We start from the raw sequence: 19,160 nt of genomic DNA on the forward strand, positions 1-19,160 counted from the left end.
ATCAATGGTGGTTCACTCTGCATCAATCCCTTGCCAAAGTTGAGAAATCGGTACAGTATTTCCATTCATCGCATCGTACCAACCTTGACAAAAACTTTCTTTTGCTGATTCAACAAGTTCTTCATCATCTTCATTTTCTTCTGTAATGAGGATAATGACTCGGACTCGGCTGTGTTTTGCTATGGTTAAGGGTTCGTCTAAGGAAAGTTGACCAAGTTCATCAACAGTTCCTTGAACCTCAATTGCTTTCATTGGCGTGAATCTGAGTTTGCTGTTAATAGTATAGGACTTATAACCATACATAACGAATCCACAACCATGCAAAATCTCACCAGAATTACCCGCAATCCAGAGGTGATGGGTGGTAAACCCTGCATTCGGGGAATGCGCGTTACTGTTGGTACTATCTTCGGCTTAATGGCATCTGGACAAAGCAATAATGATATTCTCCAAGCGTATCCGTACCTGGAAGAAGCTGATATTTATGAGGCACTTGCCTATACTGTATGACGAGTTGAAGTTTAAAATAAGCTCAGATAGATGATTTTTAGAACTCTTGTAAGCAATGAATACAAATACACAATTTAACGCTAAAGTTAATAACGGCACAATCGAGATTCCCGTTGAGTATCAAGACGAGATACACAACGCCGAAATAGTGCAGATTGTGATATTGAAACCTTTGTCACAAAAGAAACATTTTCCACAAACCGGTATCATAGCCCAGCTAACTGCAAATCCTATCCAGATTGCCGATTTCAAACCACTCACCAGAGAAGAAGCAAATGAACGCTGGTGAGGTGACACGGTGCTTTGTTGATTCCAATATTTGGCTTTATCGTTTTATTCTGAACTCTAGCGAGCCAAGCGCTGTACAAAAGCAACAAATAGCTACAACCGTTACCAGTCAAGAAAACCTACTTGTTAGTACGCAAGTTATCAATGAAGTTTGTGCAAATTTAATCCGTAAAGCAGGTTTTGATAATTCACAGATTCAAAACTTAATTGAAGATTTTTCCGAAGGTTGTGAAATATTGCCTGTCTCACTAGAAACACTTCAGTATGCAGTCAAATTGCGCTCTCACTATTTGTTCTCGTTTTGGGATAGTCTGATTGTTGCTAGTGCAGTTTTAGGGCAAGCAAGTATTTTGTACTCAGAAGATATGCAAAATGGCTTAATGATTGAAAATTTCTTAGAGATTGTGAATCCATTTGTAGAGCCAAAGACTTGACTCTTGAAGTTTACGCCAAGACATCAAAATGAGAATAGCTATATTTTGTCTTTGATTTATAAGTTTTACTTAAGCTGTGGTAACGACAACATAAGCATTTGCCACAAATAAATAAGCTGTTGTTACGACAACAAATACATTCATAAGTTTTGTTAATGCTGTATTAACGACAATATAAGCGATCGCCACAAATAAACAAGCTGTCGTTACGACAACAAATACATTCATAAGTTTTGTTTATACTGTGCTAACGACAACATAAGCGTTTGTCACAAATGAACAAGCTGTCGTTACTACTGCAACTTTATTTGTGACGAACGGATAAGCTGTGGTAACGACAACAACTTTATTCTTAACGTCTGTTTCTTGGTTAGTAACAAATGGACAAGCTGTAGTTACCACGGGAACTTAATTAGTAACGTAGCTACTGCAAAAGTGCTTAAATGATTCTGGTGAAGAGGATTTGCTTTAAGCTTCGTATTGTGCGAGTCGTAACATTACGCTGATGCCAAGCTTGATAGAAATCAGGGTAAGGCAGATTTTGGGCGCATTCCCAGGCTAAATCGTAGTATTCACCATCTAGTTGCCAATAATTACTTAAAGCTTTGACTGCTTGAAGACGATCTTCGCTATTTTGTAGAAATTCTTCTAAGCTTTCTGCTGCCCATCTAGAAGAGTACTTATTTATACTAGTTTGTAGCACATATACCAAAGCCAAGATTGCTTCTTTATTACCTGGGTCGATTCTCCATAAGCTATCTGCTACCAACCAACGGGTAGGATCATTATCTCTAGAGTTATTGGCAGGGATGGATTTCAGCACTTTTTCTAAGGCAGAGATCGCTGTTTCATCACCTATAGCAATTTCCTCCAAGCTATCCTTTGCCCAAAAACGGATTTTTTCATCCAGTGTTTTTGATTGTATTAGTTGCACTAAGGCAGAGATCGCAAAATCATGACCTGTGCTAATTTTTTTTAAGCTTTTTGTTGCATACTCACTGGTATCGTCATCCAGCGTTTTGGATTCTAGCACTTTCACCAAGGCTGAAATCGCTATTTTATTGCCTGGGTCGACTTCTCCTAATATACTTGCTGCATAACTACGGTTTTTGTTATCTACAGCTTTGGATTGCAGTACTTTCACCAAAGAAGCGATCGCAAATTCATCACCTGTACCGATTTCCTCTAAGTTATATGCTGCATCTTGACGGGTTTTGTCATCCACAGTAGTTGATTGCAGCAAATCTACCAAGGCAGAAATCGCCACTTTATTCCCTGGATCGATTTTGCCTAAATTTTCTGCTAACCGACAACGAATTTTGTTATTGAGAGTTAAGGATTGTAGCACTGCTTCCAAGGTAGCGATCATAAATTCATTACCTGTGCCGATTTCCTCTAAGTTATATGCTGCCTTCTCACGAGTTCCGTCATTCACAGTTGTGGATTGCAGCAAATCCACCAAGGCAGAAATCGCTATTTTATTACCTGGATCGATTATCCCTAAGCTTTCTGCTAACCGACGACGAATTTTGTTATTCAGAGTTGAGAATTGTAACCGTTGCTCCAAGATAGTGATCGCTGTTTCATTGTCTGTACTGATTTCCCTTAACCAGTATGCTATCGACCGACAGGTGTTGTTATCGACTGTTTTTGATCGCAGTAGCTTCACCAAGGCGTTGATCGCAATCTGATTACCTGGGTCGGTTCTCCCTAATATAATTGCTGCCCTCCGACGGATGTTGTAATCTCCAGTTTTTGATTGTAGTAATTGTTTCAAGGCGGCGATCGCAATCTGATTGCCTGAATCGGTTCTTCCTAATATAGTTGCTGCCTGCAAACGGATGTCGTCGTCATCCAAACTTGTAGATTGCACCACTTGTTCTAAGGCGGTAATTACTGTTTTATTGCCTGGGTTTATTGTCTCTAAGCTTTGTGCTACATTCCAACGGACTTTATCATCTACATTGCTTGATTGCAGTAGTTCTACTAACGATGCGATCGCAAATTCATTGCCTTTGCCGATTTTTTCTAAGATATTTGTAGCCTGCGAACAGATTGTGTCATCTAAAGTACTTGATTGTAGGACTTCCACTAAGGCAGCGATCGCAAATTCATTGCCTTTGCCGATTTTCTCTAAGCTTTCTGCTACACGCCAACGGGTTACATTATCAGCAGTTGTGGATTGCAGTAGTTGTAACAAGGCTGGGATCGCAAATTCATTTCCTGGGTCAATTTTCTCTAAACTCTCAAATGCCTCTAAACGGTTGTAGTAATCCGCAGTTGCAGATTGCAGCACCCGCACCAAAGCAAAAATTACTGTTTCATTGCTTGGATCGATTTTCTGTAAGCTTTCTGCTACCTTTCTAAGGGTGGAGTCGCTCACATCTGGTAATTTTAGAAGTTGGACTAAAGCGGCGATTGCTCTTTTATTGCCTATACCTATTTTTTCTAAACTATATATTACATTTCCACCTGTTCTGTTATCCAGATTAATGGATTGCAGTAATTGAGCCAAAGCTGCGATCGCAGTTTCATTACCTGTGCCAATTTTCCCTAATATCTTTATTGCCTCTAAATGAGTATCTTCATCCACTGTTGTGCATTGCAGTAATTGAGACAAGGCTGCGATCGCAGTTTCATTACCTGTGCCAATTTTTCCTAAAATCTTTATTGCCTCTAAATGAGTATCTTCATCCACTGTTGTGCATTGCAGTAATTGAGCCAAGGCTGCGATTACCGCTTCATTGTCTTTGCCAATTTTCTCTAAACTTTTTTTTACTGGAAAAAATAAGAATACTCTGCCAGATGTTTTACTTTGTGCCACCTGCAAACGAGTGTGGTGATCCGCAGATGTGGCTTTTAGCACTTGCACTAAGGATGCGATCATTGTTTCATTGCGGGGATCGATTTCCCCTAACCTATCTGCTACATATCTGCGGGTGTTGTCATCCAGAATTTTAGATTGCAGCACTTGTTCCAAAGGCGCTATTGCTTTTGTGCGTTCTGTCTCTTGCAATACTGATCTAGCAGCCTCTGAAATTGAATCACGAAATTTTACCCAATTCTGTTTTTTAGATGAATAGCCAAAGTCCCATTTGATAATTTGCGCTACTATTTCATCTGCTTGTGAACAATCTTTAAATTCAGCAATTCCCACCGCCGCTAAAAAGTAGGCGCGATATTCATAAAAACCCTTGTCTACATCTTTCCTATTCCACTGACCACATCCATCTTTAAAATTAATTAAAGCATTAATAAACTCTTGCTTTTGCTGTTTTAAATTTTCTTCTGGTCGTCCTAACCACAGCAATATTGTCTGCTTCCACTGTGGTTCAAAGATGCGATAAGTTCCCTTACTAGGATTTTTGGGAACATGGTTGAAAAAGAAATCCCAGTGATTAATCGCTTTAGCAGCAAAATACTCTTGAAATGAGGCATGAAAAAAAGCGTAAACTTTTTTATCATCTACTCCTATACAGTTCAACCAGCCACGATTTAGTGCCAATTTCAGCAGCACCTGATCTTCTTGTTCCTTAAAGACGGAATTAACAAAATCTTGCCGCAAGCGAAAACGGGTTGTTTCTTTGTCTATTGCTGTTTTAGCTAATTCCCCAAGTTTGAGATTGAGTTGTTGCTCTTGGTGAAATGTTGTAGGAAATTTGTCTTGTTTCCACTCATAAAATTTATCAACAAATCGCTGATAAAGTCCAGCTTGAGTATCGGGTAACTTCCCATCTACCGATTGCCAATTCAAGCACAGCAGCGTCAACCGCAGAGGATTTTTCACTAAATCCTGAATCCGTTCTTTACCTGGTTCTTTCAAAGCAGTACATAATTGCTTTCCAGCTTCGGGATTAGCCGCAAACCATTTGTGAATAAATTTCTCTACTTGTTCTGGATAAGAAAAATCTAAAGTGCGATAAATATCAAAATCATCAAGTGCATTAATACCGCCATCCCACAAATTAACTCGACAAGTTAATACAATTCGCGCTTGACTAATTAATCCTGATTCACGAAATTGTCGGGCAATTTCTGTTAGCGGATTCCCTGAAAATGCAGACATTTCATCTAATCCATCTAGCACTAGCCAGACATGATTTTGATTAAACAGAGCAATAAAATCATTTTCCTGTTGCTGAGTAGGTTTAGCTTTACCTTTTTTCCTCACAGCAGTAGTTAGCCAAGTCTTTAATAGATATTCCTCTAATTTTTGCCCATACAAATCTGCTAAAGATACCCAAATCACAATTGACTGTTGAATCTCACGAGATACCCAATCAGCTATCTGCTGTAATAGTGTTGTTTTTCCTGCGCCTGGTTCACCAATAATTGCAATTCGCCTACCCTTGCTTTTCGGCGTGTTCTTTTGTTTGAGAACTTCTTCTAAAAAAGCATCATGCTCAAATGTTTTGGTGACTTCTGTCTCCTTGTACAGTTCTGAACCCTGTTCTGGAGATATATCATCCTTATCCTTACGCTTGGGTGGTTTTTTACGCTCAACTAATCCCAGTGGTACATAAACATCATCAACTTGCAGTGCAACGCCTTCAGTTAATGTCAAAGGATTTGTTGTCAGCTTTCGCCGTTCTGCAATTATTTCACGACAGATTTCACGCCAGTCATCGGGAGTTAACTTTGTCCCCTCCTCCCCTAGAGACGACTGTAGTCAGTTGTTATTTATTGTCCCAATAGTGATTGATTGACCAGCTATTCCACCTTTCTCTACCGTGAGATTGTCTGCTAACTTCGCAAAGTTATTTACAACTGACGGATGAGACTGGATTTCGGCTGCATTATTTTTAATTTTCCTAGCAGCCTCAGACTGACTGCTGTTAACTGCTGCTTCCACATCCACAACAGCTTGAGCAATTTCGGGGTCTTGTGCGGCTTGTGTAAGTTCCAGCACTGCTTGACCGTAATCTAATAGCTGCGGTTCATTACTGGTAAGAGATGGTGCTTTATTCTTTTGGCGCAGTAATTCTATCAACTTACCAGGAGCAGTCCATAAAACATCACCAAGATTTTCGCCTGTTTTCTCCACAGCCTTGGTCAAAAGTGTGGTAATAACAGCAGAGATCGCAGTAGCTACAGCAGTCAAGCTCACAGTTATCATAAATCCACTATCAATAAGCCAAATAGCGGCAGGATTTTATGTGTCTATTCTACTGGTAAAATTACTGATGCGCTAAACCTGGAGGCGATCGCTCTTGGCGGCTGTTTAGTCAGTTATTGGGTAAGATGAAGTGCGATCGGCACGACTCATAAACGATAATCTTACCTATATTTCTCCACAGATTCCACAGCAACATTAAATTGTTGAGCAATCTGTTCTACACTCATCCCAGTTTTTAGTAACAGTGGGACAGCAACTTTCAAAATTTCAGAGCGACCTTGTTCTAGACCTTGTTCTAGACCTTGTTCTAGACCTTCAGCTTTGGCTTCTTGATATACTCTTGTTTGCTCTATAGTCAGTCCTAGCATAGCTTCTACTTCCTCTCGACTCAAAGACGAAAACTTGTAAACAGCAATTGTCGTGATAATTTCGATGATTTCGGTTTTTGGCAATATACCTGTTTCTTCTAATTTTACTCGTTGAATTAGTTGCTTGGCTTGCTCTGCCATTGTTTCCGAGGATGCGGTTGTCAACTGCATTAAGTTGATGCCTATTGGCAGCGTATCAGAAGTACCTAACTCATCCAAATAAATGCGCTGCACTTGGTCGCTGTTTAAAAATATGCGATGAGTTCTTTTATCGTTTGGCTCTAAAGAGCGTGATGGAAATATTACCACACAGTACCAATCATCGTATTGAGATTGATTGCGGTTCAAATACATCAATGATTCAGTAAAAAACCGATGATAAAGACCTTCATCTTTCTGAAATTGCACTTCGGCAAAAAAGATAACTCTAGATGTTGCGTCTTCTGGTGGTAGGAAAACACCATCAATCCGAAAAGCGGTTTCTTTCACCTCCACTGACTCAAATCGATAGTTTTGCGCCTGTGGAGGACGATTATCAACGAGTTCAAAGATTAAGGCTGGAAATCGCTTGAAAATTTGGTAATAAATGGAGTCACGTTTCACAAAAATATCAAAATATTTTGATTATTCAGGATTAATTTTATCAGTCTTTATCTGCATATCTAACAACAAAGCGCTCACTCTATAATTAAGGTATAAAATCTGCGTCAAGAATCTGAGCTACAGAAAAAGGTGATTCTTGTGGGAATAGTTCTGATGGAAGTCGATATTTTCTGATGGTATCATTTCTAGCATCTGTATAACAGTCTAGAAATACATCCTCTAAAACAGATTTTAAACTGGGACTATCTTCTAGAAGATAAATTATTTGTCGTCTTTGCTCAACAATAGTATTACGCCACCCTCTGGCATTGTCATCTTTTTCTTCTATCCAGAATTGCAGTTTTAATAAATGTTCAATTAAGATTATTAGACGATTTTTAAGTTCTTTCTTTTCACTTCGCCCCATACTATCAATTTCTTCAATTAAATTCGCAATATCTAATTGTTCCAGTTTACCTTCCTGCAAAAGTTTAACTGTAGTTTGTATCCATAAGTAAAAATCTTGTTCATATAATGTTTTGTTAGTCTCAGAGGTCAACATAAAAATTTCTCCTGACTCAACAGAATATTGATTACATTATATAGTGAATAAATATTAGCTATTTTATGGTATGCCCTAAAGCATGATAGCGATCGCACTTCCCCTAATTCTCAAAAGTGCGATCGCTATTCATTTTTTACAAGTCCTCTGATGAGTATCAAAAAGTTTTAGTAGTGATTTCCTACTTTGCGATGATGCACAGCTGTCAGTGCTTCAGGTTTAGAAACTCGTCCACCGTTGACGGTGCTGTATACCGCCCAGTGGTCGCCGCAGTCCATCCGGCTGACGACTTCGCATTCCATATATGCTAAAGCGTCGGCGAGGATGGGTGTACCATCTTCGGCGGGTTGGGTTCGCACACCTGCAAAGCGGTCTGCACCGGGGGCAAATCGTTTGAGGAAGTGGCGCATAAGTGTTTGATAATTGCCTTCTTCTAAGATATTTAACACGAAGCGATCGCCTACTTGCATTAATGATTCAATCGCCCGGTCTTTGGCGACTGCAATGGAGAATCCCAAGGGTTTGAAGCTGGCTTGCGCTACCCAAGAAGCTAACATCGCGCTGGATACGTCGCCTTTTTTGGCGGTAATAATATATAGTCCGCCACTGAGTCTACCAAGGGCTTTATCTAAGTCTGCACTCAGGGATTTCATCGCTTTGATACTGCGATCGCGTGTGACCCATTGCCCTAAGTCTGTGCCTGCTTCTTCACACTGCTTGTAAGTAATTTCGCTGGGGGATTCACTAATTTGAATGACGGGGAATGCTACGTGCAGTCCTAACGCCCGGAATTTGTTCAACAGGGGATAAGTTGGTTCATCATTACCACCGCCAGTCTCAAATATACCGATGGCTTGTTTATCTTTGACTGAGCCTAAGACTGTGCTGAGTGCAGCTTGAGCAATGTTATCACCAGCCGATGGAGGCACACCAATTACTATTCCCGAACAGCGCCCAACGAGTTCGCGTAATTCTTGTAAATCTGTTGCTGAACCTAAATCTACTATTTCTACAGCTACGCCAGTTTTGTTAATACCGTTAATTACTGCTTGCGCTAGGCGATCGCTATAACCGTATTCCGAAACGTAAAATAAACCAATGCTGGTTTCTGGTTTAGCTTGGGTCTGGCTCCAGTTACGGTAACGTTTGGTTAATTCCTCAACGTTGTGATAGAGTAACGGCCCGTGACCTGTAGCAATCATTTTAATCGCAGGCAATTCACCCATGCGCTTCATTGCAGACAATACCGAGCGCGAATTTGGCCCCATCAGACATTCGTAGTAATATTTAAAATCAGCTTCTATAGTTTTTAAGTCTTCGTCAAATGTGGCATCGGAGCAGTAGTGCATTCCGAAAGCGTCGCAAGTAAAGAGAATTTGGTCTTTGTGGTCGAAGCTGAAGATTGTATCCGGCCAATGCAGGTTAGGTGCAATCACAAATTCTATCTCGTGACCGTTACCTAAATCTATGCGATCGCCATTTTTGACAATTTGCCGTTTAAATGGCTGATGCACTAAGTCTTCCAAAAATTGAATTGCGACTTTGGAAGCCACAACGGTAATTTCTGGAGCCATTTGTAACAAATCTTTTACTAAGCCGCTATGGTCAGGCTCAGTGTGGCTGACAATCAAATAATTAATATCTTGAGGATTAATCAACCCTGTCAGAGTATCAAAATACAGCTGGCGGAATTTCTCATGGGAGGTATCAACTAAGGCAATCTGCTCACCGCGAATCAAAAATGAGTTGTAGGTAGTACCATTTTGTAAACCAAACTCAATATCAAAGCGATCGCGATCCCAATCTAGAGAGCGAATTGCTGTTGTCTCTGGTGCAATTTCCCCAGTCTGTATAGTCAGGCGTTTTTCAGTTTTTTCGGTGAGTAATACCATAACTCCCCTCCTTAACACAATGAGTATTTCTTCCTCTTGATCTATTTTGGCACGGTTTAAATGTAAATTTTTATGAAAAAACCTATAGATAACTTAAAAAAGTTAAAAGTGTGAAACCGTGTATATTGAAATCTGGCGCTAACCATTAGAATCGCAGCGACCAGAATAAAGCCTGCCAACCCAGACTGTGAAAAACTAGACTCTACTCTAGTCCGCGCAGGCGGACTTTGTTTGTATAGCCGCGATTTTAATCGTTCGGGTGGGATGAGTAAACAAAAACCTTGGTTAGCTTTAGAGATAGGCAATTCCCGACTACATTGGGGGTTATTCATTGGCGAAACCCTTGACTGTATATGGAATACAGACTATCTACCTGATTCAGTTATACAGCAGTTGGGTAACGGTCAAACTTTAGATGATTTCCCAGCCAATATTTTTACCCTACCCTCCCCCTTACTGTTGGCTGTGGCTTCCGTCGTTCCTAGCCAAACAGAACTTTGGCAAACTTATCCGAATGTCAGAGTCATTACGTTAGAGGATGTACCTTTAAATAATACCTATCCCACATTAGGAATTGACCGTGCTTTAGCTTTGTGGGGTGCGGGGATAAAGTTGGGATTTCCCATATTAGTAATTGATGCAGGAACCGCACTCACTTTTACAGGCGCAGATCATCAACAGAATTTAGTAGGTGGTGCAATTTTGCCAGGGTTGGGTTTGCAGTTTGCGACTTTAGGGCAAAGAACAAGTCAACTACCACATTTAGAAACGCAAAACTTCACCTCATTACCCCCGCGTTTTGCTTTGAATACACCAGCAGCAATTCAAAGTGGTGTTATCTACACTTTGTTAGCCGGAATCAAAGATTTTATTACGGCTTGGTGGGATTTATTTCCTGAGAGTAAAGTGGCAATTAAAGGAGGCGATCTCATTTTAGTAATCAAATATCTGCAAACCTTATATCCAGAAATTGCCTCCCGTTTGATTGTTGAACCCAATTTAATTTTTTGGGGAATTCAATCAACATTTAATATCAATGAATAATATAAAATAATAGTAATAAATTTCTATTATCTCTTACCCTGAATAAAATCATCAATTTCTTCAGCCACAATTCCTGCACAGGTTTCTGGTAAATCATTGCCAGCATGAGCCACTAATTTAAAATCGACTTGGGGAATTAATTGTTTATAAGTTTGGCTTTGAAATACCGCATCAGAAGAATCTTGTCCACCTTGCAAAATTAACACGGGAACTTCAACTAAATGCAATTTATCTTGCAATAACTCTGCTTTAATTTCTGGTGTCTGCCTTTGAAATAATAGCTGACAGGCTGCGGGATATTGCAGCAAATGTTGACGTTGTTGTAAGTCTTGCTCTATTTTTTCATGCCAACCCAATATTTTAGTGATTGGTCTGATAAATTTTAAAAATTTAACAAATAAAGGAGAAAATTCTAATAATTTTCGTCTTTGTTGCCAACGCTTTTCTTGTTTCTCTACTTCTACACCTTCTGGTGCTAAGAGAACTAAACCTTCAACTTGTTCTGGATATTTCAAAGCATAACTAGCTGCAATCCAACCTCCCAGAGAATGGCCAACTAAATATACTCTTTCTAGTCTCAAAGCTTGCAGAAGTTCAGCTATAGATTCTACTTGTAAATCTATCGAGTGATGAATATCTGGTTTGTCAGACTCACCAAAGCCTAACAAGTCTGGTGCAAAACAATGGAAATTTTTCGCCAGTTTTTCCATTACCGATGACCACTGGCTACTATCGTTCCAAGCGCCATGTAACAAAACTACCGGAATACCTTGACCAGCTTCACTCCAAAATAACAATCCTTGGGAGAGCTTTCTGCGGGAGTTACGTAATAGTGTATCCATCTTATATATAAAAATTACATCATAGTAGATTGTAGTTTTTATATTGGATTTTGTAATTAAAACTCCCAGCGAAAATCTAAAGTATTGTTACGCCAGTGTTGTCAAGCCATTTAAGTAGTCTTGTATCTGTCGGGAATGGTCATGGGACATTGGCCCACTCGGTAAAGCAGTCGGTGAAAAAGCTTGGATTTCCATGACTTCTAAAGCATCTTGAATTTCCATTGTCCCTTGTACTTCTGCTTCAACCACCACACAAATCGAATGAATTCGAGGATCACGGTCTGGTGCAGAATAAACACCGACTAAACGTTTAATCTCTACTAACTCTAGTCCAGTTTCCTCCATCAATTCTCGGCGGACTGTTGTGGGAATATCTTCTCCCCAATCTACCATCCCGCCTGGTAATGACCAAAGACCATTATCTCGCCGCCGAATTAAGACAATTCGACCGTCAGGTAATATGGGAATAATACTTGTACCAGTAATAGGATGACGAAAGATGATACCTAATACTGTTTGTCCATAGCGCCATAAACCACGTGTAGACTCGACAGCTGCTGCAAAAAAAGCCAGAACGTTCAAGCTGAAAATCTTAGTGTTATGTTTTGTTATTTCCTGCACTCGCATTTACTCAACTAGCTAATTATTGAGATTTGTTTCACACAAAGATGCTTGTGCTTGGGGATTTTATTCTCAGAGGATATTTGAAAAGTATTAGCTGATTTACTTAGTAATTGAATATACGTCTAAATCTAGACTAACTTTCCTACAACTAATGATTAAGCATTTAAATCTCCAGCCATTCAGCTAGGTTTTTCCCCAAAGGAATAGCCTCAAGGCTTGGGTAACTGATAACTATTGACTTATAGCCGAGGTATAATCAGAAAATCAAGCAAAATACTTGATAGTTTTCAAATATCATCTAAGAGTTTTTGTATGATAGCTTAATTTTAGCATTTGGTTAAGGGAAAATATTTGTATTTCTATATACATTCTTTCTTTAAGTAAATGGATAAATAGTAATATATGAAAACTGTCCTGAATATAGATTTAAATCATAGAAAATAATTGATTGCTCTGTTAAAAAATATCACCAAAATCCCTAAATAATCTGACTAATTTTTGGTGAGCGATCGCCAGCTACTTTTACAGAAAGTTATTCTTTGAATCTCACACTAAAATTTCTATCATTTATCCTGATGATATGTATAGTTAGATTTCCGAATATTTTTCCTCCTGCCAATGATTTTCGTCTTTTCAGTTGATCCCGTTAAAGAAATCCTCAAAAATCTATATTGACATGATTTCAATTAATACGATACAATTGTACGTTGTTCAAATAAAGTAGTTATACTGTTAAACTAGGGGAAAATCATATCAATAGCATCAGCGTTAGTAGCTGAGTCATGCCTAAGAGATGCCTAGTTTATCTTTTTTTGTTGTTTATTTAATGAGGTGAACATGGCAAAGCGCCGTAACCCGAAAAAAGAAAAGGCGCTACGGAACCAGGCATACGCCAGAAAGTTTCGTAAACGGACTACAACGGGAAGAATGCAAAGAAGGTTCCAGCAAAGACCACCGAAGAGTGAGGAAGATGAGGGCGCAGCAGCAATTGATGCTGAATAAGCTGCCTAGTTAATTTCTGATTCTTTAAAATGATTCTAATTTTGAGGGCGTATATTTGTACGCCCTTAATTTTTTTGCCGTATTAGAACTTACAGATTGAAAACATTTTCAGACTTCACACTTCAGACTTTATTTGATTGCGTGCAGTAACTAATGCCTTGTGAACTTGGGCAAAACCTGTACCACCATAACTATTACGCGCAGAGACGACTGTACGCGGTGCGATCGCTTCATAAATATCTGCGGCAAATGTAGGATGTATTTGTTGCCATTCGTCTAATGTTAAGTCTTTTAGAAGTTTGCCCGCAGCAATACTACTTTTGACGACTTTACCCACCAAATTATAAGCTTCGCGGAAGGGAACACCCCTAGCAGCTAGATAATCTGCTACATCGGTAGCATTAGAAAAATCTTCTGCAACTGCTTCACCTAAACGCTGAGTGCGAAATTCTAAACCTTCCCGCAGCAAAATTGTCATTGCTTCTAAACAAGCTTTGACTGTGTTAACGCTATCAAATAAACCTTCTTTGTCTTCTTGTAAATCTTTGTTATATGCCAAAGGCAAACCCTTCATAATCACTAGCATTGCCTGAAGATGACCAAAAACCCGCCCAGTTTTACCGCGCACTAATTCTGGAACATCGGGGTTTTTCTTTTGGGGCATAATGCTAGAACCAGTTGCACAGCTATCTTTAAGGGTGATAAAGCGAAACTCTTCCGAAGCCCAGAGAATAATTTCTTCCGAAAGACGGCTGAGGTGAACCATAATCAAGCTAGCCGCACACAAAAATTCAATCGCAAAATCGCGATCGCTCACTCCATCCAAGCTGTTAGCATAAACACTATCAAAATTTAGCAACTGGGCTGTATAGTGGCGGTCAATGGGGAAAGTCGTTCCCGCCAAAGCACCACAACCCAAAGGTGAAATATTCACGCGGCGGGAAACATCTCCTAAGCGTTCCCAGTCGCGCTGTGTCATTTCAAAGTAAGCCAAAAGGTGATGGGCTAAACTCAAAGGTTGGGCGCGTTGTAAATGGGTGTAACCAGGAATCAGGGTTTCCACGTTCTGTTCGGCTATATCGAGCAAAACTCGTTGAAATTCCCGCAAGTAATTACGAATTTGCTGAATTTGGTCGCGGAGATAAAGCCGAGTATCTGTACCAACTTGGTCGTTGCGCGATCGCGCCGTATGTAATTTTTTACCGACATCGCCAACAATTTCTGTTAGTCGCCGTTCCACAGCAAAATGTACATCTTCAGCATCAACTCCCGGCTGAAATTTTCCTTGGCGATATTCTTGGCGAATTTGTTCTAAACCTGAAACGAGTTGTTCGCCTTCTTCAGCAGAAATTATCCCCGTATGCGCCAACATTTTGGCATGAGCTTGGGAACCAGTCAGGTCGTATTCAATTAATTCAATATCAAAATTAATGCTGGCATTAAACAGAGCGATCGCCGGATGTAGTGCTGATTCAAATCGCTGACTCCAAGTTTGTGGTTGTGTCATAAAAAAACGGGAATGGGAAGTAGGCAAATACTCTAATCCCTACTACCAACTCCCTATCAGTGTCAACCGTAGCTGGTAAGGTTACGAAGCAGCCAACCAATCACCAAACCAACTAGCAACGCCCAAATTTGACCTGTTTGGACAAAATGATTCCAAGCTTTCTGCACCTGACCAATCAAATTAGGATCACTAACTTGTTGTGCCAGCACCATAGCATTCATCGGCAAATGCCAAAATAGCTGAAAAGTTACATCGTTGAGGTAGTTCATGCTAAATCCCCGTAAGTCCTCTATGTCATAACCTCTATATGTAGAAGATGTCCAGTGTTTGGTTAATTTGATCCGGGGGAGATAAGCGATCGCTCTACCTGATATTTTGTCCTATTCTCAATACTTTTAGTCTCTACTCCTCTCTCAGTTTCGTCGCTGTCCGCAAAATTTGCCCCGCCAATATGGCTGCGCCAAAACCGTTATCAATATTTACTACCCCAACACCAGCCGCACAAGAGTTAAGCATTGTCAATAGAGGTGCTAAACCACCAAAACTTGCACCGTAGCCAATACTAGTAGGTACAGCAATTACAGGACAATTTGCTAAACCTGCAACCACACTGGGTAAAGCACCTTCCATCCCCGCAACAACAATTAACACCGATGCTGATTCAATCAAGTGACGATTACTCAGCAAGCGATGAATACCAGCCACCCCCACATCCCAAAGTCGCTGGACACGAAAACCCGAAAGTTCGGCTGTAATTGCTGCTTCTTCCGCTACAGGTAAGTCAGCAGTCCCAGCCGAAAGAATCCCAATTTCGCCAGAGAACTGTGGTTCGATAGTTTCGGGAGTAATGGCGCAAATTCTTGCCAACTCGTAGTAGTGCAAACCGCGCACTTTTGATTGCAGTACCGCATAAACTGATGGTTCAATGCGCGTTGCCATGACTACTGGGTTGCGTTGACGCATCACCTCAATAATCTGGACAATTTGATCAGGAGTTTTACCTGGCCCCCAAATTACTTCTGGGAAACCAGTTCTCAGGGCGCGATGGTTATCGATTTTAGCAAACTCACCTACAGGTTCATAGGCTAAGTTTTTCAGGGAGTTTAAGGCTATATCTGGGGTAACTTTACCATTGGCAACAGCTTCTAGGAGCGATCGCAAAGTTTTGTCATTTGTCATTTGTTATTTGTCAATGGTCATTTTTCAGTTGTCATTTGTCAATGGACTCTTGACTATTTTGTGATTTTTATTTCGTAAATATTCCAAAATGCGCCACTCAATGCAGAGTAATTAATGCCTTCAAAGCGATTGCGAACTGCTGTCATGGCTAAGGGATTCACTAAATAAATAAAAGGCAAGTTTTCTTGGGTAATTTGTTGAGTTTTGCCATAAATTTGTTTAACTTTTGCCTCATCAAATTCTTGAGTAGCTTGGATGTAAAGTTTCCCAATTTCTATTTCCCAAGGAGACACTTCCCTTCCTTCAATGGGTTTTTGACCAGGTTGAGGCTTTTGATTAAACATGTGTAATCCGCCTTCAGGAGACCAAACATTTGCTCCATCATTTGGTTCTAAACCACCTGTTAAACCGAGTAACGAAGCTTCCCAATCTAAAGTATTAGACAGTTTATCTGTATAAGTACTCCAGGCAATGGGAGTGAAATCAACCTGCATCCCAATTTTAGCCAAATCTTGTTTAATCTGCGCTCCCATTGCTTCCCGGATTTTGTTACCAGAATTAGTCAGTAAAGTAAAACGTACACGATTACCTTCAGCATCTAGTAATTGCCCTTGTTGATTATATTTAAATCCCGCTTTGATGAGTAATTGCTTGGCTTTTTCTAGATCAAAACTATAAGTCTTTAGTCCTTCTTCTGGCGCAAGATAATATGGACTCTGCACTGTCACAGGTGAATTTTGTGGCTTTCCTAAACCGCGAAAAGTATTATTAATCATTGTTTGGCGGTCAATAGCATAAGCAACCGCCTGACGGAATTCTACTGTATTAAACCAACGTGATTTTATTGGGTCTACCAGTGGTTTGCCGTTCCTTTTACCCTTATTTAAATTAAACAGAATAAAGCTAGTACCAGTTGAAGGCTCATTACCATAAATTTTAAAATTTCCCTGCTTTTCTTGCACTTTTAGCAAAGAAAAGTAATCAGGTGAGATACCCACAGTATCTAATCCACCAGAACGAAATTGCAGCAAAGAAGTATCTGTATTTTCGATAATTTGCCAAACTAAACGTTCAATATAAGGCTGGGAGTTTCCTTGATCATCTTTACGCCAATAATAGGGGTTACGTCGGAACACAACACGCTGACTAGTGTCATAACGCTCAAGTTTGTAAGGGCCATTGACGACAATTTCTTCAGCAGGACTATCAACACCCCACTTGGCCAAAAATATTGGCTTTCCTTCGCTGTCTTTCTGCTGCACATATTTTTGCAAAGCGTGTGCAGGTAATATAGGAGTACCTGTATTTAACAGAAAAGGTCTAAAGGGTTCTGGTAAAGTAAATTCTACTCGTCGTTCATCTATTTTGCGGATAGTAGGTAGTTTTCGACTAATACCAATTCTAAAAGCATCTCTGACATCTGTCGGAATGGCTTCATTGAAATAAACATCGTTGTAAGTAAATGCAACATCATTGGCTGTGAGTGGCTGACCATCAGACCATTTTAAATCGGGACGCAGAGTAAAAGTAAACTTCAATTTATCTTCAGAAATTTGCCAAGACTCTGCTAATCTTGGCTCAACTTTGCCAGTAATAGGATTTTGGTCAATCAAACCTTCGTAAGTCAATCCAAAAATGTTGGGTGATTCTTGACTAAGAGGATAGTTAAATGTTTTGGGATCACTCAGAATACTACTTACTATTTGAGGTATTTGTGCCGCCGAAGTTTTAAAGTTACTAGGGTTACAAGCAGCAAGAGTCATTGCTGTGAATGCAAATAAAATTATGAGTATCCAAGAATGTTTAATTCTAGGCAAGTTATATTTAAGAATTTGCATAGTTTTGAAATGCGAGAAGATTTACTGCTGCACTGAATAATATCTGGTTTACTTCTATAGTCGCCACATTCAAACGCTAAATTAATCAGTAGCGACAAGTAAGACTACAGCATAAGCACAAATGCCTTCCTCTCTGCCTACTGGGCCGAGCTTTTCGTTGGTGGTAGCTTTGATACCAATTTGATTAGGTTGCAATTCTAAAACAGTGGCTAGTTTACTACGCATTTTCTCGATATGCGGTTTTAACTTTGGGCGTTCGGCCACCACTACTGAATCAATATTGCCTATCTGCCAACCTTGCTCTTGAATTAGCTGATGTACTTGAGTCAAAAGTATTAAACTATCTGCACCTGCCCATTGGGGATCACTAGGGGGAAAGTAATGGCCAATATCTCCCAAAGATAAAGCTCCGAGCATAGCATCCATAATGGCGTGAGTTAATACATCAGCGTCACTGTGTCCTAGTAAACCCAATTCGTGGGGAATGTGAATTCCACCTAAAATTAAAGCGCGATCGCTCACCAATCTGTGAATGTCGTAGCCATTACCAATTCTGATGTTCATAGTTAATAATCAATAAGTTATTATCCTTTGCTCCCCTGCTTTTTCTCCTCTTGCCATTTTTCCAGTAAATCGGGACGGCGATCGCCTGTGCGTTTAATTTGTTGTTCATAACGCCAACGAGCGATCGCGGCGTGATTCCCAGAAAGTAAGACATCTGGTACTTTCCAGCCGCGAAAATTAGCAGGACGGGTATATTGAGGATAATCTAGTAAACCCTCTTCAAAACTTTCAGCTTTCAGAGACTCTACCTTACCCACAGTTCCCGGTAACAAGCGCACCACACCATTAATTAAAGCCATTGCCGGAATTTCGCCACCCGTGAGAATAAAATCTCCCAAAGAGACTTCCCGTGTCACTAAATGTTGGACTCGATCATCTACCCCTTCATAATGTCCACAGATAACGACTAATTGGTCATAATTAGTCGCCAACTCCCGCAACAGAGGTTGATCGATAGTTTGACCTTGTGGACTCATCAAAATGATCTCTCTGCGAGGTAAACAGGGTAGCGACTCCACCGCACCAAAAATTGGTTCTGGCTTCATCAGCATCCCCACCCCACCTCCGTAGGGTTCATCATCTACCTTGCGGTGTTTGTCATTGGTAAAATCTCTGGGATTGACTAAATTCACTTGGGCAATTTGTTTGGCTAAAGCTTTACCCAACAGCCCAGAACTGAGAACTGAGGTAAAACAATCAGGAAAAAGCGTAACTATATCAAAGCGCACAGTAATTCGTATTCGAGAACACTAATCTTAAAATTGAATGTCTAGTAAACACAAGCAGCAAATGTAGGTTACAACTACAG

Annotated in this window: 20 protein-coding genes; 5 read left to right on the forward strand and 15 right to left on the reverse strand. The window is 40.1% G+C overall.

Going from position 1 to position 19,160, the window contains the following annotated elements:
• Positions 1 to 12: 12 nt before the first annotated feature.
• Positions 13 to 252 (reverse strand): hypothetical protein, encoded by a 240-nt coding sequence (locus NOS7107_RS19875; RefSeq protein ID WP_015114736.1) that lies wholly within the window; start codon positions 250 to 252, stop codon positions 13 to 15.
• Between the two features lie 66 nt (positions 253 to 318).
• Between NOS7107_RS19875 and NOS7107_RS19880 the strand changes: the two genes are divergently transcribed.
• From NOS7107_RS19880 to NOS7107_RS19890, 3 genes are read left to right on the forward strand one after another with little or no spacing between them, the layout of a single operon-like run.
• Complete coding sequence (locus tag NOS7107_RS19880) at positions 319 to 510, forward strand: DUF433 domain-containing protein (protein WP_015114737.1); 192 nt, start codon at positions 319 to 321, stop codon at positions 508 to 510.
• Positions 511 to 565: 55 nt separating this feature from the next.
• Positions 566 to 799, forward strand: a complete 234-nt coding sequence (locus tag NOS7107_RS19885; RefSeq protein ID WP_015114738.1) for a hypothetical protein — start codon at positions 566 to 568, stop codon at positions 797 to 799.
• Positions 786 to 1,232, forward strand: coding sequence for a PIN domain-containing protein (locus tag NOS7107_RS19890; RefSeq protein ID WP_015114739.1), 447 nt, complete (start codon positions 786 to 788; stop codon positions 1,230 to 1,232). The genes NOS7107_RS19885 and NOS7107_RS19890 overlap by 14 nt, the downstream gene beginning before the upstream one ends.
• Before the next feature lie 69 nt (positions 1,233 to 1,301).
• On the opposite strand, the gene NOS7107_RS28720 is transcribed toward NOS7107_RS19890, so the two are convergent.
• From NOS7107_RS28720 to NOS7107_RS19915, 6 genes are all read right to left on the reverse strand, one after another.
• Positions 1,302 to 1,460 (reverse strand): hypothetical protein, encoded by a 159-nt coding sequence (locus NOS7107_RS28720; RefSeq protein ID WP_015114740.1) that lies wholly within the window; start codon positions 1,458 to 1,460, stop codon positions 1,302 to 1,304.
• 211 nt (positions 1,461 to 1,671) lie between these two features.
• Positions 1,672 to 5,796 carry a HEAT repeat domain-containing protein gene (locus tag NOS7107_RS19895; RefSeq protein ID WP_015114741.1) on the reverse strand — a complete coding sequence of 1,375 codons (4,125 nt, stop codon included), beginning with the start codon at positions 5,794 to 5,796 and terminating at the stop codon, positions 1,672 to 1,674.
• A gap of 105 nt (positions 5,797 to 5,901) precedes the next feature.
• The gene (locus NOS7107_RS19900; protein ID WP_015114742.1) at positions 5,902 to 6,348 is read right to left on the reverse strand and encodes a hypothetical protein; all 447 of its coding nucleotides are present in this window, start codon (positions 6,346 to 6,348) and stop codon (positions 5,902 to 5,904) included.
• 161 nt (positions 6,349 to 6,509) lie between these two features.
• Positions 6,510 to 7,319: an Rpn family recombination-promoting nuclease/putative transposase gene (locus NOS7107_RS19905; protein ID WP_015114743.1), complete on the reverse strand. Its 810-nt coding sequence runs from the start codon at positions 7,317 to 7,319 to the stop codon at positions 6,510 to 6,512.
• Positions 7,320 to 7,404: 85 nt separating this feature from the next.
• Positions 7,405 to 7,860 carry a DUF29 domain-containing protein gene (locus tag NOS7107_RS19910; protein WP_015114744.1) on the reverse strand — a complete coding sequence of 152 codons (456 nt, stop codon included), beginning with the start codon at positions 7,858 to 7,860 and terminating at the stop codon, positions 7,405 to 7,407.
• Between the two features lie 167 nt (positions 7,861 to 8,027).
• Complete coding sequence (locus NOS7107_RS19915) at positions 8,028 to 9,752, reverse strand: diflavin flavoprotein (protein WP_015114745.1); 1,725 nt, start codon at positions 9,750 to 9,752, stop codon at positions 8,028 to 8,030.
• A gap of 264 nt (positions 9,753 to 10,016) precedes the next feature.
• On the opposite strand from NOS7107_RS19915, the gene NOS7107_RS19920 reads away from it, so the two are divergent.
• Positions 10,017 to 10,796: a pantothenate kinase gene (locus NOS7107_RS19920; protein WP_044500178.1), complete on the forward strand. Its 780-nt coding sequence runs from the start codon at positions 10,017 to 10,019 to the stop codon at positions 10,794 to 10,796.
• Between the two features lie 26 nt (positions 10,797 to 10,822).
• Here NOS7107_RS19920 and NOS7107_RS19925 read toward each other — a convergent pair whose 3' ends face one another.
• Both NOS7107_RS19925 and NOS7107_RS19930 read right to left on the reverse strand, forming a co-directional pair.
• Entirely contained in the window at positions 10,823 to 11,638 is an 816-nt protein-coding gene (locus NOS7107_RS19925) for an alpha/beta fold hydrolase (RefSeq protein ID WP_015114747.1), read from the reverse strand.
• Positions 11,639 to 11,725: 87 nt separating this feature from the next.
• A complete protein-coding gene (locus NOS7107_RS19930) occupies positions 11,726 to 12,220 on the reverse strand; it encodes an NUDIX hydrolase (RefSeq protein ID WP_044501005.1) in 495 nt (164 codons plus the stop codon).
• A gap of 879 nt (positions 12,221 to 13,099) precedes the next feature.
• Between NOS7107_RS19930 and NOS7107_RS29060 the strand changes: the two genes are divergently transcribed.
• Entirely contained in the window at positions 13,100 to 13,264 is a 165-nt protein-coding gene (locus NOS7107_RS29060; protein WP_009457656.1) for a hypothetical protein, read from the forward strand.
• A gap of 115 nt (positions 13,265 to 13,379) precedes the next feature.
• On the opposite strand, the gene argH is transcribed toward NOS7107_RS29060, so the two are convergent.
• From argH to trmD, 6 genes are all read right to left on the reverse strand, one after another.
• The gene (gene argH / locus NOS7107_RS19935; protein ID WP_015114749.1) at positions 13,380 to 14,771 is read right to left on the reverse strand and encodes an argininosuccinate lyase; all 1,392 of its coding nucleotides are present in this window, start codon (positions 14,769 to 14,771) and stop codon (positions 13,380 to 13,382) included.
• Between the two features lie 62 nt (positions 14,772 to 14,833).
• A complete protein-coding gene (locus NOS7107_RS19940) occupies positions 14,834 to 15,040 on the reverse strand; it encodes a hypothetical protein (RefSeq protein WP_015114750.1) in 207 nt (68 codons plus the stop codon).
• Between the two features lie 133 nt (positions 15,041 to 15,173).
• The gene (larB, locus tag NOS7107_RS19945; RefSeq protein ID WP_015114751.1) at positions 15,174 to 15,950 is read right to left on the reverse strand and encodes a nickel pincer cofactor biosynthesis protein LarB; all 777 of its coding nucleotides are present in this window, start codon (positions 15,948 to 15,950) and stop codon (positions 15,174 to 15,176) included.
• Positions 15,951 to 16,003: 53 nt separating this feature from the next.
• The gene (locus NOS7107_RS19950; RefSeq protein WP_015114752.1) at positions 16,004 to 17,788 is read right to left on the reverse strand and encodes an ABC transporter substrate-binding protein; all 1,785 of its coding nucleotides are present in this window, start codon (positions 17,786 to 17,788) and stop codon (positions 16,004 to 16,006) included.
• Positions 17,789 to 17,869: 81 nt separating this feature from the next.
• Entirely contained in the window at positions 17,870 to 18,352 is a 483-nt protein-coding gene (gene ispF / locus NOS7107_RS19955; protein ID WP_015114753.1) for a 2-C-methyl-D-erythritol 2,4-cyclodiphosphate synthase, read from the reverse strand.
• A gap of 20 nt (positions 18,353 to 18,372) precedes the next feature.
• The gene (trmD, locus tag NOS7107_RS19960; protein WP_015114754.1) at positions 18,373 to 19,080 is read right to left on the reverse strand and encodes a tRNA (guanosine(37)-N1)-methyltransferase TrmD; all 708 of its coding nucleotides are present in this window, start codon (positions 19,078 to 19,080) and stop codon (positions 18,373 to 18,375) included.
• Positions 19,081 to 19,160: the final 80 nt, after the last annotated feature.

Origin of the sequence: Nostoc sp. PCC 7107 (assembly GCF_000316625.1) — a bacterium.
Classification (GTDB): Bacteria; Cyanobacteriota; Cyanobacteriia; order Cyanobacteriales; family Nostocaceae; genus Nostoc_B.

Bases quoted from the DNA above. Each gene is read 5' to 3' on its own strand.
- NOS7107_RS19875 (WP_015114736.1), bottom strand. From the start codon at position 252: ATGAAAGCAATTGAGGTTCAAGGAACTGTTGATGAACTTGGTCAACTT.
- NOS7107_RS19880 (WP_015114737.1), top strand. From the start codon at position 319: ATGCAAAATCTCACCAGAATTACCCGCAATCCAGAGGTGATGGGTGGT.
- NOS7107_RS19885 (WP_015114738.1), top strand. From the start codon at position 566: ATGAATACAAATACACAATTTAACGCTAAAGTTAATAACGGCACAATC.
- NOS7107_RS19890 (WP_015114739.1), top strand. From the start codon at position 786: ATGAACGCTGGTGAGGTGACACGGTGCTTTGTTGATTCCAATATTTGG.
- NOS7107_RS28720 (WP_015114740.1), bottom strand. From the start codon at position 1,460: ATGAATGTATTTGTTGTCGTAACGACAGCTTGTTTATTTGTGGCGATC.
- NOS7107_RS19900 (WP_015114742.1), bottom strand. From the start codon at position 6,348: ATGATAACTGTGAGCTTGACTGCTGTAGCTACTGCGATCTCTGCTGTT.
- NOS7107_RS19910 (WP_015114744.1), bottom strand. From the start codon at position 7,860: ATGTTGACCTCTGAGACTAACAAAACATTATATGAACAAGATTTTTAC.
- NOS7107_RS19915 (WP_015114745.1), bottom strand. From the start codon at position 9,752: ATGGTATTACTCACCGAAAAAACTGAAAAACGCCTGACTATACAGACT.
- NOS7107_RS19920 (WP_044500178.1), top strand. From the start codon at position 10,017: ATGAGTAAACAAAAACCTTGGTTAGCTTTAGAGATAGGCAATTCCCGA.
- NOS7107_RS19925 (WP_015114747.1), bottom strand. From the start codon at position 11,638: ATGGATACACTATTACGTAACTCCCGCAGAAAGCTCTCCCAAGGATTG.
- NOS7107_RS29060 (WP_009457656.1), top strand. From the start codon at position 13,100: ATGGCAAAGCGCCGTAACCCGAAAAAAGAAAAGGCGCTACGGAACCAG.
- argH (WP_015114749.1), bottom strand. From the start codon at position 14,771: ATGACACAACCACAAACTTGGAGTCAGCGATTTGAATCAGCACTACAT.
- NOS7107_RS19940 (WP_015114750.1), bottom strand. From the start codon at position 15,040: ATGAACTACCTCAACGATGTAACTTTTCAGCTATTTTGGCATTTGCCG.
- larB (WP_015114751.1), bottom strand. From the start codon at position 15,950: ATGACAAATGACAAAACTTTGCGATCGCTCCTAGAAGCTGTTGCCAAT.
- NOS7107_RS19950 (WP_015114752.1), bottom strand. From the start codon at position 17,788: ATGCAAATTCTTAAATATAACTTGCCTAGAATTAAACATTCTTGGATA.
- ispF (WP_015114753.1), bottom strand. From the start codon at position 18,352: ATGAACATCAGAATTGGTAATGGCTACGACATTCACAGATTGGTGAGC.